This window comes from Pyxidicoccus sp. MSG2, assembly GCF_026626705.1.
GTDB lineage: Bacteria > Myxococcota > Myxococcia > Myxococcales > Myxococcaceae > Myxococcus.
In genome coordinates this window covers 11,462,000-11,478,431 of record NZ_JAPNKC010000001.1, presented here as the reverse complement: position 1 = coordinate 11,478,431, position 16,432 = coordinate 11,462,000, and the positions used below count along the sequence as shown (strand labels likewise).

Genomic DNA, 16,432 nt, shown 5'->3' with positions numbered 1-16,432 from the left:
GGGGCGACACGCCTTTCGGCCAGCCGACCCCGAACACGCATTGGCTGTTGTTCAGAGAAAACTAACGGCCTGGGGCTCTCTTGTCCGTTTGCCGGACGAGCCGCCGAGACGCCCATTGAACGCCCGCCTGAGCGGGCGAGCCACCAGGGGTATGTGCTCAGGCCGCGACGCCATGGCCGTTCGCGGATGCCTGGCTGGCCGGGCGTTCTATCGGCAACGTGACGATGAATCGGGCGCCACCACTCGCCTTGTTCTCGGCGGTGATGGCTCCTCCCACCCGCTCGACGTACTCGCGGCAGAGCGCGAGCCCCAGCCCGGTCCCCACCCCGGCGGGCTTGGTCGTGAAGAAGGGCTCGAACATGCGCTCCAGCACGTGCTCGGGAATTCCCGGCCCGTTGTCCTCGACGTGGAGGACCACCGTTTCCGCCTGCTCCTTCGCACCGATGCGGATCTCTGACCCGTTGGGGGCTCCCGTGGCGGCCGTCGCGTCCACCGCGTTCGTCAGCAGGTTCAGCACCACCTGCACGAAGCGGCCCTTTCCGAGCCGCACGGGCGAAAGCTGGGAGGGAACCTCGTCGATGACGCGCACGCCTCCGTGCAGCTTCGGTCTCCCGAGCCGGAGCGCTTCCGCGACCACCTCGGCGGCGGAGCTGGTGTCGCCATCGCTCGAGTCATCGCGCGAGAAGCTCTTCAGGTCCCGGACAATCTGGTGGATGCGCCGCACCCCCTCGAGCGTCTCGCTGTGAATCTCCGCGAGCTCCTGAGGGGCACACGCCTCGCCGCTCGCTCGCAGCGATTCCAGATGGCGCAGGTTCGAGCTCACGAAGGTAAGGGGGTTGTTGATTTCATGCGCCACTCCCGCGGCGAGTTGCCCGAGTAGCGCGAGCCGCTCGGAGCGGCCTCTGCGCCGCTCGCTCTCGGCGAGCTGCCGCAGGGTCTCCGCGCGTTCCCGCTCGTGGCGCAGCTTGTCCTGGATGAGCCGGTGGTGCGCGTAGGTGCCGTACATCCCGATGAGGCCGGCCACCACGCTCATTCCGCCCCAGAGCGCGGCCTCGCCCACGCCGACGCCGCCACTCCCGACGATGACCATGATGCCGACCGCGTTGAGGACGGTGCTGACAACAACGGCGCGCAGGTCACCATGCGCAATCGCCATGAAGCACAGCGGGATGGCGATGTTCCAGAGAAAGAGCGGGCTCTTCGAGCCTCCCGTCTGGAGGACAATCACCGGGAAGCAGAACGCCGTCACCACCGCGACGAGCGTCGCATGCCAGGAATGCTCATCCAGCGGGGCCCGGCTGAGCAGCCCGAGCACGATCATCGTGCCGCCCCAGACGCACCGGACCGGCAGCGTGGTCAAGGTCACCCGACCCAGGATGGCCCAGTCCAGGACCACGCAGGCGATACAAAGAATTCCGCAGAACACGTACCCGGCGCGGATGGCGTCGAGGCGGCCGGGAACGCGCTCACCTCCAGCGGAAGCGAAACCACCGAGCCGCTGAAGCCATTGTCGTGTGACTGTCTTCATCTGATACAAGCATCGCACAGCCGTCCTCGGTTGCCCCCTCCGAGGGCCGTGAGGCCGTCGCACGCTGGGTACAGCCTGCCGACGCCGCCAGAGTGAGTGGACCTGGACCCGGTGTACGCCGAGCGCCAGGAGCACCGACTGTCAGGACCTCGTGGAGAGCCCTGTTGGGGACGAGGGCTGGAGCGGAGGGGCCGACCGCGTGGTGCGCCTGTCAGTCCGGGCAGGGCAACCGGACGCGCATGGGACGCGCGCTGGAACTCTTGCGCCCCGTGCCGAGCTCTCCGCCGGTGCCGCGGCCCCAGCACCAGGCTGAGCCTTCGGTGGTGATGGCGCAGGTGAAGGAGTCTCCGGCGGTCAACGCGACGGCCTGGCCCTTCAGCCCCGACACGCGCAGGGGAGACGCGAGCGCACGAGGTTCGGGGCCTCCGCTCTGGCCCTCCGTGTTCTCGCCCCAGCAGAGGACATTCCCCTCCCCTCCTTTGCCCGAGGTGCGCACGCAGGCGTGGCGGAAGCCAAACACCACCTCCTCGACCGCGCGGCCCAGTTCCTTCATCTCCACCGGCACCATGGCGAGCGCTTGGGAAGGTGCTTCCATCAGGAGATCTCCAAAGCACCAGAGCGAGCCGTCCTTCTTCCAGGCGCACGTCTTCTGGAAACCCGCTGCCACGCGCACCACCTCGCTCATTCCGGAGACAGGGGTGGGCACGGAGCTGGAGTGGACATCTCCCAGTCCCAGGGCGCCGTACTCGCTGCGCCCCCAGCACCACAGGGAGCCGTCGCGCAGGGCCGCACACGCGTGGCTCGTCCCCGCGGCGACAGAGACCACCTCCAGAGGCAGCTTGGAGACCCGGGTCGGCCCCGTGTGTGGCGTGACATCTCCGACGCCGAGCTGACCGCTCTCGTTGGCCCCCCAGCACCACAGCGTTCCATCCCGCCGAAGCGCACAGGTGAAACCGCCGCCCGTGGCCACCTGCACTACTCCCGGAGCGGACTCCTCCCAACGGATGGCGACAAGCCCGTCGGGGGTGGGTGGGGGAGTCCCGAGCAGGCTCCAGCACGCCAGCGTGCCATCAGCCACCCGGGCGCACTGCGCTCCATACAGCTCCGCGGCTCCCTCCAGGCGATGGATGCGCACGGGATGTCCGCCCGGCTCCCCGTAGGACGCTACGGAGTCGTCGAGGTTGCCCCCCGCGCAGTACACCGCGCCCGTGGAGGTCCGCATGCACGCGATGTTGAGCTCCGTGCGCAGCTCGACGGCGCCGCGCGCCAGCAGCGGCAGCGGTCGTGGCGAAAGCCCCCTCTTGTCCTGGGTATTCTCCGCGGTGCCGTGAGCGCCAGGCGGGCTGGAGCCCCAGCACCAGGGCGTGCCGTCGCGAAGGAGCGCGCAGGCCGCACTTCCTCCCGCGGAGATTTGGGACACGCAGCGCCCTGCCTGCGATGGCGCTCTCGTGGAGGGCAGACCCAGGCGGTGCTTCAGGTGGCCACCGAGCATGCGAGGCACACCGACGCCGCCCACGAGCTCCATCCACAACTCCACCTGTTGTGGTGTCTCCAGGAGGGTCCACAGCTCCGCGTCCCCGGGGTTCTCCGTCGGCTTCCGGACGACATCCTTCAGGGAGAAGCGCTCGCGGAGCGTCTCACCGGGCGCAAGGTTCACCGGTCCATGAGGGTGAACGTTGGCAACATCGACGTTATCGCCAATGGGGTAGCTGAAGACGCGCCCGCTGGCGGTGCGCACATGGAGCAGGGTGAAGGCCGTCCAGCGCACGGTGTCGCAAGCTTCGACGGAGAGCTGTTGGGGTTCGGAGGTCACGTTGCGCGCTACGGCCTCGAGCTCCAGCTCGGTGGGCAGCGGCCCGCTGCCAGGGACGATGGACAGGCCGAGCTGCACTCCCTTCACCGGTTTCCCCCACGCCACGTCATCCGCCGCCGCGGGGCTGGCGACGAGCATGATCAGGGGTACCAGCAGCCAGCTCACGCAGAACCTCAGCACGGAAATCCTCTCGACGGTCGGCGCGCATGGGCTGTACGCCCTACTCCTTCCGGCACGCGGGAACTGCTCCGGCAAGATGAACGGACAGGGAGTCACCGAGATCTATCCTCCTCTGGCCTAGATGTTGATGCGCGAGCTGACCGTCCGGATATCCAGGCCGAGCGCGGCGAACTCGGAGGCGTGGGTCCGCAGCAATTCCACGAAGCGCGGGTGCACGTCGGCCTCTTCGTTGGCCAGGAGGAGTCCGTAGTTCGTCTTGGAGAGCATCCACGAAATCCACAGCATCTCCGTGGCCGCGTCGGGCGGAGGCGCGACATCCAGGTCGGCCTCGGTCGACAACGCCCCGCCCTTTCCCCAGCGCAATCCCAGACAGGTGTAGAGCACCTCGCCAGCGTCCTCCCACTGGAGGTTGTTGGCCCACGCATGCCGGAAGGTCGCGAAGTAGATGACGTAGCGGCAGAGCTGCTTGAGCGCGTCCATCTCCCCTGGCTGGGGCACGTCGGTCCGGGTCACCGCGCTGACTGCCTTCGGCGTCGGCTCCACGGCCTTCTCATCCAGGTCCATTCGCTCCGAGCGCACGAACCAGGGAGCGTCCTTCCCCGGGACCGTCGCCCGAAGGTACCGGCACACGAAGGCGGGCGCGGAGTGGGCCACGAGGTCGTCCGAAAAACGCCGCACCTCGATCCACCGCGCCTCCACCTCGGCCCCGTGCTCCGCGAAGAAGGCGTCGACGTGCTCGCCGAGCAGCTTCCAGAACAGTCCCGCGGCCTGGGCATACCGATGCCCCTCGCACACGGGCGGAGCAGGCGCGAAGCCCCGCCAATCGTAGCTGCCCATCAGATGTTGCAGTCGCGACTCGATGGCCCGCTCGGTCAGCGCGCTGGCCCGGGTGATGTAACCCGTCGGCCCGACGAGGAACCCATCGGCCGCGTGATTGATGAGGACCACCTCGCGCAGGTGGGGCATCAGCAGCCAGCGAAGGGGGTTGTGCCGCAGGTTCCGGTGGGCCGCGATAGCGTACTGCTCGACGTTGAAGTGGCACTGCCCCAGGTGGTTGCCCAGCTCCGTGTCCAACGTCGCGCTCACCCGGGCCATGCGCTTGGCCGCCTCCCAGTCCGCGCCGTCCGCGGGCGTGAAGGTCCGGCGTGTCACGGGTGAGCCGGGCGCCGTCGCGCCGGGCTCGCGCATCCCCAGGATGATGCGCACCGGCATGAGCCGGCCTTCCACCAGCCGCAGCCTCACGTCCACGTCGGGCAGACAGTGGATGCCGTCCTGCTCGTACGCGTTCCAGGGAAGGTAGAGCCGGAACGCGTGGGCATCCCCGGGGACCTCGGGGTCGCGGTCCAGGATGGTGGAGAACATGCCGTTGAGCAGCCGCTCTCCGAAGAAGGCGTCACTCCGGGTGGAGCCAGGCGCCTCCCGCTCCATGCGGACCGTCATCGACTCCGGGTAGTCGGCCTGGATGCGGTCCAGGCCCGGCGCGTGTCCCAGGCGGGCCTGGAGCAGGTGCTGGCGCTTGACGAGCTCGATGGGGGCGACGGCCTTCAGCATCGCGAGGGCCCGGCCCGGGGCATACGCCGTCGGCGGCGTCCCCTCCTCCGTCACGAACAACCGGGCCAGCGGTGTCCCCGGCGCATATTCCCAGTAGGGCAGCCGCAGGGTGCCGAAGTCGTGATGGAGCCCACCATGGTTGTCAGGCCCCTGCTCCGAGCCGATGCGCCGCCAGGTCTCCACCACCCGGCCATCCTCGCGGAAGGTGTGCTGGGGCTCGAAGAAGCGGACCTCCAGGTCCGGCAGGTCTCCAGCGCCCGCATCCTCCGGGTCATAACGGATGGAGAAGCCGCCTTCGGAGTCCGTGAAGCACTCGCCCAGGAAGTCGTCGGGAGCGCCGAAGTCCCGGTCCCAGAGCTCGACCTTGAGGTGATGCAGGGGCATGGGGCCGTGCGGGCCGTCCTGCTGGAAGACGATGCGCCCCACGGCGACAGCGGGAAGGCTCGCCTGCTCCCTCTTGGGGCGGGGCGCGCGGACGCGGGGTGCCAGCTCGCGGCTGAGGGCCAACCGCTCCTCGAGCGCCAGGCCGGAGTACCACCGGGCAAGCTCCTCCGGCTCGAGGACCTCGTTGCCCTTCCCCCGTCCCCCCACCCCCAGGGACTCCATCAGGCGTCGCAGCGCGGTGAGCATTTTCCATCGAGAGTACCATGGCTTGCAGTGTTCACTTTGTCCGACCTACCTTCTGGCCGCGCCAGGCCGAGGGTTCCATGACTGTCGAATACAAGCTCACGATTCGCACGGACTCGCGACTCGGAGCGGGGACGGACTCCACCATTTCCGTCGTGCTGGTCGGTACGCGGGGAGAGAGCGGTCCGCACACGCTGGACAAGCGCTTCCACAATGACTTCGAGGCCGGTGCCGAGGACGTCTACACCGTCGTCGCGGAGGATGTGGGCGAGCTGGTGCTGCTGCGGTTCAGCAACTCCGGAGGCGTCGCGGGCGACTGGCTCCTCGACACCGTCTGGGTGACGTCGGGCGGCAGGAGCTGGTTCTTCCCCTTCTACCGGTGGGTCCCGGGCGGCTCGACGACGGAAGTCCTCGAGGGCTCGGCGAGGCTGCCGCAGCAGGTGAAGAACGAGCGCGAGGCCCGGGCCCGTCACGAGCAACTCCAGGCCCGCCAGCGCATGTACCCCTGGCGCCCCGCCGAGGCGACCGCCGGGCTTCCCGGCGCGCTCGACATCAGCAAGGAGCGACCACTTCCGAAGGACGAGCTGTACCGGGGCCTGAGCGAGGGCAGCTACGAGGTCGTCATCGCCAAGACGCTGGCGTCCATCAAGCTGCACCTGCCCGTGCTGTCCAAGGCGTGGAACGGGCTCGTCGACATCTTCGACTTCTTCAAGGGCATCGAGATGCCCCAGCTCGCCCAGCGCTGGAAGGACGACCTGGAGTTCGCGCGGCAGGCCGTCCAGGGCATCAATCCCCTCCACATCCAGTCCATCACCCACCTGCCAGCGGGCATGCCCCTGTCAGAGGCGGACGTCCACGGCGTGCTGGCACCGGGCGACACGCTGGCGCGCGCCTTCGAGGCGAAGCGCCTGTTCCTGATCGACTTCGAAATCCTCGAGGGCATCCGGATGTTCCGGAAGGTTGGCGAGGACGGCGTCGAGGAGCGGCGCTGGGCGCCCGCGTCCCGGTGCCTGCTGTACCTGGACGACACGCGCCAATTGCGGCCCATCGCCATCCAGCTCGGGAGGGACGCGGAGACCGCCCCGGTCTTCACGCCCAATGACGGCGAATACGACTGGCTGGCGGCGAAGGTCTCCGTCCGTTGCAGCGAGGGGAACACCCACCAGATGGTGGGGCACGCGCTGCGGACCCACTTCGTGGCGGAGCCGTTCGTCATGGCGACGATGCGAAACCTCCCGGACCCGCACCCCGTCTACAAGCTGCTCCGCCGCCACTTCCGCTACACGCTCGCCATCAACGAGGGCGCGCGAAAGGGCCTGCTCTCCGAGGGCGGCGTCTTCGACGACTTCATCGCCACCGGCGGCCCCGACAAGGGGCACCTGCAGCTGGGCAAGAAGGGCTTCCAGCGCTGGAAGCTGTCCGACAACAAGCCCCGCCTGGACCTCGAGCGCCGCGGCGTCCTCGACCCCGCCGTCCTCCCCTACTACCCCTACCGGGACGACGCCCTGCCGCTGTGGGACGCCTTCGAGGAGTATGTCGGTGGCACGCTCCGGCACTTCTACCGGTCCGACGCGGACCTCGCGGCTGACGCCGAGCTGCGGCACTGGTGGACGGACCTCACCGAGCGGGGGCTGCCTGTCGACAAGCTGCCCTGCCGGGAGCTCCGGCGCGTCGATGACCTCGTGGACATCCTGACCACGGTCCTCTTCACGGTCAGCGTCCACCACGCCGCGGTGAACTACCTCCAGTACGAGCACTACGCCTTCGTGCCCAACGCCCCGCTCTGCCTGCGCCGGGAGCCGCCGAGGCAGAAGGGCGTCATCGGCCCGGAGGACATCGCGGCGATGATTCCCAGCAAGTCCCAGACGCTCTGGCAGGTCGCCATCGGCCGGGCGCTGTCCAGCTTCGGTGACGACGAGGAGTACCTCCTCCACGAGAGCGGCTGGCGTGAGGACTACTTCCAGGAGCCGGAGCTCGCGGCCATCCGCAACAGGTTCCAGGATCGGCTGCGCACCCAGCTCGAGGTGGTGAAGGCGCGCAACGCGAAGTCAGAGGTCCCCTACACCGTCCTGCGTCCCGACAGGATTCCCTGCGGCATCACCGTCTGAGGCGCACGCCCTTGCCCAACCTGCTTTCCCGCGGTCTGTTCAACCTGTTCTTCGGCGCGCGGCGCAAGGCCTACGCGAGCCTGCCCGGGCCCCCACCCGGCCTGCTGGGCAACATCGGAGACTTCCTCGGCGCCCCGCCGTGGGACGTCTGCGCGCGCTACGGGCGCACGTACGGAGGCCGCACCCTCATCTGGATGGGGCCTGGCCCGGCGCTGGTGCTCAACGACCCCGCGCTCATCGAGGAGGTGCTGGAAACCCGCCGGCTGGAGTTCGAGAAGGGCAACATCGGCGAGCAGATCCGTCACTCCACCACGGACGACACGCCCTTCATCGCGAAGCAGGGCGAGGACTGGTCGCGCAAGCATGGGATGGACCCGCTGGCACAGCCCTGGACCCACGCCTGGCGGGCCGCCCAGGTGGAACCGCTGCGGGCCGCCGTGGCCGAATCGGTGGAGGCCCTGCTGAGCGAGCCGTCCATCGACCTGACGCCCGCGCTGCGCCGGCTGACCTTCGATGCCTTCTGCGTGGCCACCGTGGGAGAGAAGATCCCCACCCCGGTCTACGACGACTTCATGCTCCTGGCCGCGGCCGCCGACGCGCGCATCCAGGCAAAGCTCCCACTGAAGTTCATCTCTCCGCCCAAGGGCTTCGCAGCGGCCCGGGAGCGCTTCTACGGGCTGTTCGCCGAGAAGATTCGCGCGGCGCGCGCGGCTCCGGCCCCCCATCGGGTGGACCTGATGTCGTGGACGCTGCGCGAGATGCCGGAGCTCGACGACACGGTGCATGCCCACCTGCTCGGCGGGTTCTTCTTCGGGGGCGTCTTCTCCTCGAGCACCACCCTGGTCGGCGCCTTCCACCAGCTCCAGAAGTACCCCGAGGCCGAGGCGCGACTGGCCGCCGAGGCCACCTCGCTCGCGGACGCGCCCCTGAGCGTCGAGCGGCTGCGCGGAGCGCCGTGGTCCGAGGCCGTCGCCTACGAGGCCCTGCGAATCCTGCCCGCGGTCCGCATCTTCCTCCGGACGCCGTCCGCCGAGACGCAGCTGGCGGGAGTAACGTGGCCCGCTGGCACGACGCTCATGATTTCGAACCAGCACCTGCACCGGGATCCGTCCCACTGGGCGAACCCGGAGGTCTTCGAGCCGGCGCGCTGGCTGGACGGCGGCGCCGCAAGGGATCCGCTCGGCAGCGGCCACTTCTTCCCGTTCGGCCGTGGCCCCCGCGCCTGTGTGGCCGGGGACTTCGCCATGCTGTACCTCCAGACGGCGCTGACGACGATTGCCTCCCGCGTCCAGGTCCAAGTCGACTCGACGGAGCCCTTCGAGGAGGGCTTCTTCTTCGGCGTCGTCCTTCCCAAGGGCGTCACCGGGAGGTTGAGATCCCGGCAGTCCGAGTACGATCAACATTCCATCCGAGCCCGTCCATCCCCCGCATCGAAGAGCGCATGACCCTGTTCCGACATCCCCGAGACCGCATCCCCGTCCTGCTGTTCTTCACTGCCTTCGCGCTGGACCTGACGGTGTACTTCACCGCGCGAAGCTGGTGGCTCCCCATCCTGTGGCTCGCCCTGTGGGTGATTCCCAAGGGGTGGATCTGCGCGTGGAACCACCACCACCAGCACGTGTCGATGTTCCGCCACGCCCTTCCCAACCGGCTCCTGGAGATCGTGTTCGGCTTCCAGACCGGGGCGACGTCACATGGATGGTTCCTGCACCATGTGCTCGGCCACCATCGCAACTACCTCGACCAGGAGAAGGACGAGGCCCGTTGGAAGCGCCGCGACGGGACAGCGATGGGCGAGCAGGAGTTCTCCATCATCACGACGCTCACGGCCTATCCTCGCGCGTTCAGCGTGGGGCGGGAGCACCCGCGGGCCTTCCGCATCTTCCTGGGGATGGGCGCGCTGCAGGTGGCGCTGCTCGGCCTGCTCTTCTGGCATGACTGGTACAACGCGCTCTGGGTGTTCCTGCTCCCCATGTGCGTGTCCCTCTACGTGACGGTCTGGGCCACGTACTTCCACCACGCGGGGCTCGACGCCGCGGAGCACACCCACGCCTCGTACAACATCGTGCATCGGGGCTACAACCTGGTGACGGGCAACCTGGGCTACCACACCGCCCACCACGCGCGGCATGGCCTGCACTGGTCCCAGCTCCCCGCGCTCCACGCGCAGCTCTCGCGGGACATTCCCGTCACGCTCTACCGCCAGCCCGGCATTCCGTTCGTGTGGTCCGGCGCGGAGGCGCAGATCGAACTGAGCCCCGGAGAGGTCGAGCCCCTGGCTCGCTGAGGCTCCGCTGCACGAATTGGAAGGCGCAACTCGCGGGGGGGCGCCCGGGGTGGGGACGCCGGCCAGGCCGGCAGGCGGACACCGGGCGCCTGCTTCGAATGTCGAGGGGCTGGGGCAGCGCGCGTCCAGCGCGCGCTCCGGGTGCCCGAGGAAACACGGCGCCGTATCTTTTCCGCGCCCTGGTTCGTCTCCCCTGCATGACGACCACCCAATCCCCTGTCAGGCGCCTCTTCGTTTCGATGATCGTGTCGCTCGATGGCTACATCGAGGGGCCGAACCGCGAGCTGGACTGGTTCGACGATGGCAACCCTCAGTTCGAGCAGTACTGCGACGAGATGATCGACTCCGTCGGCCTCGCGCTCTATGGCCGACGTGCGTATGAGTTGATGCTGGGCTACTGGCCGAACGCCGAAGTGAACCCCCGCTCGGCGGCAGACCTCGCGTTCGCCCGCAAGATGAATGCCCTGCCGAAGCTCGTCCTGTCACGGACGCTCGAGCAGGCGGCGTGGAACAACACCCGCATCGTCCGCGACCGTGTCGCGGAGACCATCACCGAGCTCAAGCGTCAGCCCGGCAAGCCGCTCGTGGCGTGGGCCGGCGCAGGGCTGGTTTCCACTCTCGCGCGGCACGACCTCATCGACGAGTACCGACTCATCGTGCATCCCGTGCTGCTCGGCTCGGGAACGCCGCTCTTTCCTCCCACGGGGCTCCGTCAGAAATTGGACCTGGTCCGCACGACCCAACTGGGCCGCAACCTCGTCGTGCTTTGTTACGAGCCTCACCGGACATGAACAAGCCCCCGCCCACCATCGACGCGCTCAGGGACGACGTGAAGACGTCATGGCAGCGCTTCCTCGACCTCGTGGAGACGCTCCGGCCCGAGCTCTACCGCTATTGCCGCCACCTCACCCGGAACGCGTGGGACGCGGAGGACCTGGTGCAGGAGGCGCTCATGCGCGCCTTCGTGACACTTGGGACTGTGTTCAGCGACGTCCCACGGCCCAGGGCCTGGCTGTTCCGGACGGCGTCGAACCTCTGGATTGACCGCGTGCGCCGCTCGCGACTCGAGCTGACCGCCGCGGCGCATCCAGTCGTCGAGCCCGGCCAGGAGCCCCGCGCGTCGCGCGAGTCAGCCGGCACGTTGCTCGTGCGGCTCCCACCCCAGGAGCGCGCGGCGGTGGTGCTCAAGGACGTCTTCGACTTCTCGCTCGAGGAAATCGCGGACACGCTCTCCACGACGGTGGGTGCGGTGAAGGCCGCACTCCACCGCGGGCGGGGGCGGCTGGCGGCACCGCTGGACGAAGCGCCCACCCGCGAGCCCACGCCCGGAGCCCTGGACGCGTTCTGCGACGCCTTCAACGCCCGGGACATGGAGCGCCTCACGGCGCTACTGCTCGACAGCGCGACCGTGGAAATCGTGGGCGTGGTCACCGAATACGGGCCCGAGGCGCCCAAGGACCCGCGCACCGGTTCCTTCGCGGGGACGATGTCCCCCATCACCTACGACGAGCGCGGCGGCGTCCCGGCCGAGCTGCTCGCGGGCTACCTCGGCACCATCCCGCGCTGCGAGGTGCGCCGGCATCGCGACGCCTGGGTCCTGCTCTTCTGGTACGAGCACTCGCAGGGTCCCAGGGTCCGCACGGTGATGACCATGGAGACGGATGGCGACCGCATCGCCCGGGTCCGCAACTACTTCTTCACCCCGGACGTGATTGCGGAAATCTGCGCCGAGCTCGACGTCCCCTTCCAGGTGAACGGCTATCGGTACTGGCCGGGAGCGGCGCCTACGCCCGCCCCTCTCCCGTAGGAGAGGGACGGAGCGCGGCTGGGAGCGGTGTTCCTAGCCCTTCGTGCAGACGACGTCGTCGACCTGAAGGTGGTCGCGGTCGGCCTCGCTGCGGCTCGGATAGAAGAACAAGCGCCAGTCGTGCACGTTGCCGGTGAAGCGGAAGAACACCGGCTGCCACTCGTCGCTGTCGACGACGAGGAAGTCGGTCTGCGGGCTCCAGCCAGCACTCGAATAGCTGCGATGCCGGATGCTGCCGTGGCCTCGCACCCGATACGAACAGAAGTAGTTGCCGCTCGGGACGTCGAACTTCTCGGAAGTGAAGCGCTCGGCCACCTGGATCGGGACAACGAACTGCAGCGCCGTCGAGCCGCCGTGCACCACGTTCGTGTAGTGCACGAGGCGCGAGGGCTTGATCTCGGTGCCCGGGTCGCTGACGCCGTTGTCGATGCCGTACCAGTAGTCGGGGATGTAGTTGTCCCCGTAGTAGGGGATGTAATAGGTGTCCCAGTCCTCGAATCCACCGTTGCGGATGATGTTCGAGGAGTGAGTGGCGGAAACGCAGCGCCGGGTTGCCGGGTCGCAGGCAGGCAGCGCACCGAGGCAGTCGTAGGTGGTGTTGCAGGCCCCTTCGGCCAGCTCGCACACGCCACTCGTGGGGTTGCAGGTCGTCGCCGGGTTGCTGCAGATGACACCGGCGCAGGGGTCGCCCTCGACGCAGAGGTGCGTGGCGGATTCGCAGACCGGTGTCTCCGGGGTACTCGCGCAATCCGCGTGGCGGGTGCAGCGCCCCTCAGCGACAACACAGGTGTGGGTATCATCGCAGGCCTGCCACTCGCTGCAGTCAGCAGCGTCGTTGCAGCGACCGGAGAGCGGCTCGCAGGTGGCGGTGGCATTCTCGCAACGCTCCCAGGCCTCGCAATTGACCGCGTCACACGGCTCGGCGGCCCGCACGCAGCGCACGTCGTCGATGAGCAGATTCTCGCCGCTGGTATTGCGGACGCTGAAGATGATCTCGAAGGTGTCGAAGACGTCGGCGGCGAGGTTGAAGTTGTACGCCAGCTTCTTCCACTGCGCGGAGTCGACCGTGGTGTAGCCCGAGTACGTGGAGTAGTCGTCGTCGAAGAAGGCGTTTCGAACGTCACCGGTGCCCCGCGCCTGGTAGGTGCAGGAGTAGTGGCCGGCGGGCATCGACTTCGCCAGGGTGCTGAAGCGCTTGTGCGTGGTCGAAGAGTTGGCCAGCCGGACCGCGTTCACGCCTTCGAAGGCGTTCGTCGTCACCTTCTGCACTCCGCCGATGTCGATATTCGACGTGCTCCCGAACCACTTCTCCGGAAGCGCACCGGGCCATTCCTCGAAGCCCCAGTTGTCGATGACGCTCACCTCGGGATGCGGGCCCGCGTCCGGCGTCTCGGAGCCTGCGTCGGGCGTCCCGGAGCCTGCGTCGGGCGTCTGGTCTCCCGCGTCCGGCGTCTGGTCGCCTGCGTCCGGCGTCACTTCGCCTGCATCCGGCGTCTCGCTTCCGGCGTCCGGAGTCACTTCGCCTGCATCCGGCGTCTCGCTTCCGGCATCCGGAGTCACGTCGCCTGCGTCCGGCGTCTCGTTTCCTGCGTCCGGAGTCACGTCGCCTGCGTCGGGAATCTCGACTCCCGCGTCCGGCGTCACTTCGCCTGCATCCGGCGTCTTGTCGCCCGCGTCCACCGTCTCGGAGCCTGCGTCCGGTGTCTTGTCGCCCGCGTCCACCGTCTCGGAGCCTGCGTCCGAAAGGGTCTGTCCAGCGTCAGGCGTCACATCAGGATTCGAATCACCGCAGGCGGCCACCAGGACCAGCAGCGAAGCCAGATACACTCGAAACAACGTCACCACGAGCCTCCGTTTCACAGAAACGGATCTTTCGTACCACACTCTCCTTCGAGCGGGGGGCCGTGCCGAAGCCTTGCTGCGCGCCCAGCGTAGCTGAAGGCCTCGACCCCGCCCCCGGCAGCCTCAGTGCACGCTGCGCGAGGGGTGGGCCTCGGGGTGGAAGGGCTGCGCGAGCTCGCCGGACTCCGAGCGCAAGAGCACGCCGACCGCGGACGGGGCGCCCTCGCGCGCCGAGAGCGGGAAGTAGCTCGCCAGCAGGCGGTCGTTGCGGCGGGCGCCGTCGCGCTGCGCGGGCACCAGGTGGAGGTCGGTCAGGGGCCGCCCCGAGGAGAGGACCTGGAATACGGGGACCTCGAGGTCCTGGGCCAGAACAGGCGCCACCTCACTCACCCGGCGTCCGGCGAGGATGGCGGCGCTGGTCTCCCACAGGTGGGCCCAGGCGTCGTTGACGCGCAGCACGCGCAGCTCCGGGGAGAGGATGGCCATCGGCACCGGGGCGGCGGCCATGAGCGCATCGGTGAGCACCAGCGGCTCGGGGGCCAGTTGCAGCTCGTCCAGCGCCGCGGCCCTGAGCCGCTCCTCGGCCTCGCGCCCCATCACCTCACGCTCCCGGTCGCGCAACAGCCCCGCGTGCCGGATCAGGTGCTGCGACTGGATGTAGAGGTCCACGAACACCGCCACCTTGGTGCGCAGCATGTCCGGGTTGAAGGGCTTCACGATGTAGTCGACCGCTCCTTGCGCATAGCCCCGCTGAATCAGCGAATCCTCGCCGGAAAAGGCGGTGATGAAGAGGATGGGCACGTGGCGCGTGCGCTCCCGCCCCTTGATGAGCCGGGCCGTCTCGAAGCCGTCCATCTCAGGCATCTGCACGTCGAGCAGGATGCAGGCGAAGTCCTGCTGCAACAGCGCCGCCAGCGCCTCCCGCCCCGAGCGAGCCAGCACCAGGCGCTGACCCAGCGGCGCCAGGATGGCCTCCAGCGCCACGAGGTTGGCCGGGATGTCATCCACCAGCAGGATGCTGGCTGTCTCCGTGTCTGAGCGTGTCATGCCCCAAAGGGTAGGCACTCCGTACATCGCAGGGCCGGGCCCCACGTCCGCTGAGCAGCCAGGGGAGCGGCCGCCTTCCCGTGCGCTCGAGTATGCCTCGCGCTGAAACCGCCTGCTGACCCACGACGGCAAGGGCTGGACGCGAACCAAACTGCCCAAGGCGCGTCCCTACGGCTACGTGGCCTCCACCAACGGTAAGTCATTCCAGACATTTCCGTATCGTTGAAACAACAGTAACAGAATCTCGACCTGGGAGGCGGACGCGGCCTGGGTCGCGCCCGGCATCTCCCAGGCACTGGAGGCGGAGGGAATCTATACACATACTCCGAGCGGACATAAAACGGCGGCTCCCTCAACCCCGGGAGGTACCCTGAACCGGCTCCCCGCGCTGTCGATGCCGCTGCTCGTTGCCCTCATGTCTGCCGCTCCGCTCGCTGGCTGCGTGGCAGGCGCCGAAACCCAACGGCCCGCGACCCCTGCGGCCTGCCACTGCGATCCGCTCGGAGATCTCGTCCTGCAGCCGCTGCCGCTGTGGACCGACAAGTACTCCAACTCCGACACGCCTCCTCCGCCGTCCTTCGCCATCCGCCGGCTCATGGAGCGCTACTCGCTCACCCGCGCGCAGGCCGTCGAGCTGCAGAATCACTACCGGGACCAGCTGCGCGCCAGGCCCAACACCGAGCCGAAGCAGGCCTTCGACGTGGCCCTGGAGCGGGTGCGCAGCAACGAGTTCGAACGCCGCCTGGATGTGGAGCAGCTCCGCCAGGCGAAGTTCATCGTCGTGTTCGACCTGGATGAGACGCTCTGGAGCCAGTACCACCCGGACAAGGTGCCCGTCACCTGCGCCGACTTCGTCATTCAGGAGCCCCTGGCCGCCGGCACGCCGAACGTGAAGCTCATCCCCGGCTGGCAGCAGGCCTTCGAGCGCATCCGGGCGCTGGGCGGCGCCGTGGTCCTCTTCTCCGCCAACCTGGACGATCCCACCCTCGCGCGGCTGGCGCAGTGGAAGTTCCACGGTACCCCGCTCACCCAGTCCCCCGAGATCGCCGGCATCCTCACCAACAGCCACCTCATCCTGCAGGACAAGGCCGAGGGGCCGAAGACGGGCAATCCCGTCATCGGGCCGTCCAAGGATCTGCGCATCTTCAATGTCGACAATCCCGAGAAGGACGACGCGGTCTCGGACAAGGTGATCATCGTCGACGACAACCCGGTGCGCCTCTTCAACGATCAGCTGACCCGTGCCCGCATCATCAAGAAGTTCGAGGCCAGGCACTACTGTGCCTCCCCCGGGGAACCGCTGCTGCGCAAGGCCTTCGATGACTCGCTGGCGGAGGTGGTGCGAGAGATCGAAGAGTCGGTCCAATATATGGAGAAGCAGCCGTCGGCGGAGCGCAGCTTCGCGAAGGCCTTCCTGCCCTATTCGTGGCTGGGACAGCCCACCGTACTCTTCCTCATGGACAGCGGCGGCCTGGATCGCGCGCAGGCCATCGACTCCGTGCGTCGCAACCCCGCGGCCGTAGATCCGAAGTTCTGAAGTTCGTCTGCGCGAGGTTCCGTGAGGCATACCCACGGCAGACACTCTCCGCGTATGATTTGGGCAGTACCCCTCACGGAGGACTCATGCGAACAATGCAATTCG

General features: G+C 68.3%; 11 protein-coding genes. 6 read left to right on the top strand and 5 right to left on the bottom strand.

Features of this window, described 5'->3' with window-relative positions:
• Positions 1–157: 157 nt before the first annotated feature.
• The 3 genes from OV427_RS44360 to OV427_RS44350 all read right to left on the bottom strand — a co-directional run bounded on the left by OV427_RS44360 (position 158) and on the right by OV427_RS44350 (position 5,702).
• Positions 158–1,360: a sensor histidine kinase gene (locus tag OV427_RS44360; RefSeq protein ID WP_267862289.1), complete on the bottom strand. Its 1,203-nt coding sequence runs from the start codon at positions 1,358–1,360 to the stop codon at positions 158–160.
• Between the two features lie 379 nt (positions 1,361–1,739).
• A complete protein-coding gene (locus OV427_RS44355) occupies positions 1,740–3,521 on the bottom strand; it encodes an RCC1 domain-containing protein (protein ID WP_267862288.1) in 1,782 nt (593 codons plus the stop codon).
• Between the two features lie 117 nt (positions 3,522–3,638).
• Positions 3,639–5,702 carry a lipoxygenase family protein gene (locus OV427_RS44350; RefSeq protein ID WP_267862287.1) on the bottom strand — a complete coding sequence of 688 codons (2,064 nt, stop codon included), beginning with the start codon at positions 5,700–5,702 and terminating at the stop codon, positions 3,639–3,641.
• A gap of 77 nt (positions 5,703–5,779) precedes the next feature.
• Between OV427_RS44350 and OV427_RS44345 the strand changes: the two genes are divergently transcribed.
• The 5 genes from OV427_RS44345 (at position 5,780) to OV427_RS44325 (ending at position 11,901) form a co-directional block, all read left to right on the top strand.
• Positions 5,780–7,807, top strand: coding sequence for a lipoxygenase family protein (locus OV427_RS44345; protein WP_267862286.1), 2,028 nt, complete (start codon positions 5,780–5,782; stop codon positions 7,805–7,807).
• Positions 7,808–7,818: 11 nt separating this feature from the next.
• The gene (locus OV427_RS44340) at positions 7,819–9,252 is read left to right on the top strand and encodes a cytochrome P450 (RefSeq protein ID WP_267862285.1); all 1,434 of its coding nucleotides are present in this window, start codon (positions 7,819–7,821) and stop codon (positions 9,250–9,252) included.
• A complete protein-coding gene (locus tag OV427_RS44335) occupies positions 9,249–10,094 on the top strand; it encodes a fatty acid desaturase family protein (RefSeq protein ID WP_267862284.1) in 846 nt (281 codons plus the stop codon). The genes OV427_RS44340 and OV427_RS44335 overlap by 4 nt, the downstream gene beginning before the upstream one ends.
• 239 nt (positions 10,095–10,333) lie before the next feature.
• Positions 10,334–10,885 (top strand): dihydrofolate reductase family protein, encoded by a 552-nt coding sequence (locus OV427_RS44330; protein ID WP_267862283.1) that lies wholly within the window; start codon positions 10,334–10,336, stop codon positions 10,883–10,885.
• Complete coding sequence (locus OV427_RS44325) at positions 10,882–11,901, top strand: RNA polymerase sigma factor (RefSeq protein WP_267862282.1); 1,020 nt, start codon at positions 10,882–10,884, stop codon at positions 11,899–11,901. Before OV427_RS44330 ends, OV427_RS44325 begins: the two co-directional genes overlap by 4 nt.
• Positions 11,902–11,934: 33 nt before the next feature.
• Here the strand turns inward: OV427_RS44325 and OV427_RS44320 are convergent, their stop codons facing one another.
• Both OV427_RS44320 and OV427_RS50665 read right to left on the bottom strand, forming a co-directional pair.
• Entirely contained in the window at positions 11,935–13,743 is a 1,809-nt protein-coding gene (locus tag OV427_RS44320; RefSeq protein ID WP_267862281.1) for an invertase recombinase-like protein, read from the bottom strand.
• 123 nt (positions 13,744–13,866) lie between these two features.
• Positions 13,867–14,790 carry a response regulator gene (locus tag OV427_RS50665; RefSeq protein WP_324290033.1) on the bottom strand — a complete coding sequence of 308 codons (924 nt, stop codon included), beginning with the start codon at positions 14,788–14,790 and terminating at the stop codon, positions 13,867–13,869.
• Between the two features lie 415 nt (positions 14,791–15,205).
• On the opposite strand from OV427_RS50665, the gene OV427_RS44305 reads away from it, so the two are divergent.
• The gene (locus tag OV427_RS44305; protein ID WP_267862280.1) at positions 15,206–16,327 is read left to right on the top strand and encodes a hypothetical protein; all 1,122 of its coding nucleotides are present in this window, start codon (positions 15,206–15,208) and stop codon (positions 16,325–16,327) included.
• Positions 16,328–16,432 lie beyond the last annotated feature (105 nt).